Here is a 1,693-nt window from a genome sequence, read left to right on the forward strand (position 1 = left end):
GGCGGGGGTGGGAGAGCTCGCGGGGCCGTCGTCCCGCACCACGTGGTGATGCTCACAGGGGTGTGTGAACCCAGTCCCTCCTACCGATGGGTAGCGATCGTTCATGATGAGCCCATGCTCAGGTTCATGCCCGTAGGCGACTCCATGACGATCGGGAGCGCGGGCGAACACACGTGGCGCTACCGGCTCTGGCAGCACCTGTGCGCGTCGTACGACGGCCCCTTCGGGATCGTCGGCCCGCGCGAGTCGCTCCACGACAAGGCGACCGACGCCGCCACGTCGTACGACTACGCCGACGGCGACCCCCGCTTCCCCCGTGGCCACCTGGCCGGCTGGGGCGAGGGCTGGCTGCACATGGCCCCGCTGATCGCCGACGCGGTCCGCGCCCACCACGCGAACGTCCTCCTGGTCTCCCTCGGCCTCATCGACCTGGGCTTCTACACGGACGCCGAGCAGACCGTCGAGAACACGCGCCGCTTCGTCGCCGCCGCGCGGGAGGCCGACCCACGCGTCCGCATGGTGCTCCTGCCGGTCATCCCGAACGTCCGCGCCGAGGGCGACGCCGCCTTCGCCGCCCAGGTGGCCCGCTTCAACGAGCTCCTCGCCAAGACGGCCGCCGACCTCGACGAGCCCCGCTCGGAGCTGCTCCTGGCGTCCCCGCCCCCGGCCTACGACATCCACCTGGACACCTACGACGGCACCCACCCCAACGCCTCCGGCGAACACCGCATCGCGGCGGCCTTCGCGAACGCGATGCACGAGGCGTGGGACCTGGGCGGCCCGTACGAACTGCCGTAGGCCCGGGACCGGGGCAACCGAGTTCCTCGGTGCCGCACGTGTCCTGGTCACCGTGCGTATCGTTGCACTGCGCGGCTGTTCGCTACCCGGCGGCAGCCGGGGAGGAGCGCCACGATGACCGTCCTTGACGACAGGATCGAGATGGCCGAGCACGACGGCGAACTCACGCTCGACACCATGTTCGAGTGGCTGGAGCAGATGCCCGTCCCCGAGGGATTCAAGGTCGAGATCGTCGAGGGGGCCATCTTCATGTCGCCGCAGCGGGACACGCACTGGGAGATCATCCTGGACATAATCGAACAGTTGCGCACCGCATACCCGCGCAGGCGTCTGAAGTCCGACGTCCGCATCGACTATCCGGGCCACCTCAACGGGTTCTCCACCGACGTGACCCTGGTGTCCCGCGACGCCGTCCAGGACTCCAAGGGCCAGTGGAGCTGCGAGGACGTCGAGTTCGTCGCCGAGGTCATCTCCAAGGGCACCGCCGCCAACGACTACGGCCCCAAGAAGACGGCCTACGCGACCGCCGAGGTCCCCGTCTACCTGATCGCGGACCCGTACCAGGGCAAGTGCCACCTGTACCGGAATCCCAAGCAGGGTGAGTACGTCATCGAGACGACCATCCCGTTCGGCTACGAGCTGGACCTCACCGACACCGTCGTCGGCCTCACCCTCAAGACCGACGAGTTCCCCCGCGACTGAGCCGCCGCCCGGCCTCGCCAAGGGGCCGCCAAGGTGTGGCCAAGACCCGTTCACGGGCCGGGCGCGGGCTTGCCCGGGGCGTCGCCGCTCGCTTGGATGGCGCGGTCGGCGTGGGCAAGGGCTGCGTCGCGTACGGCGACGAGGGGTGGGCCCGAGGTGGTGGCGGGGGCGGCCGGGCAGCGGCTGGGCCGGG

General features: G+C 70.2%; 2 protein-coding genes. Both read left to right on the forward strand.

The genetic code is table 11. The features are described 5' to 3' along the window. Nucleotides 1-114 precede the first annotated feature (114 nt). Nucleotides 115-798 carry a GDSL-type esterase/lipase family protein gene (locus AOK15_RS37570; RefSeq protein WP_055523228.1) on the forward strand — a complete coding sequence of 228 codons (684 nt, stop codon included), beginning with the start codon at nt 115-117 and terminating at the stop codon, nt 796-798. A gap of 114 nt (nt 799-912) precedes the next feature. Further along, the gene (locus tag AOK15_RS37575; protein WP_055523230.1) at nt 913-1,500 is read left to right on the forward strand and encodes a Uma2 family endonuclease; all 588 of its coding nucleotides are present in this window, start codon (nt 913-915) and stop codon (nt 1,498-1,500) included. Nucleotides 1,501-1,693 lie beyond the last annotated feature (193 nt).

Origin of the sequence: Streptomyces ossamyceticus, from assembly GCF_001418475.1 — a bacterium.
Lineage (GTDB): Bacteria > Actinomycetota > Actinomycetes > Streptomycetales > Streptomycetaceae > Streptomyces > Streptomyces ossamyceticus.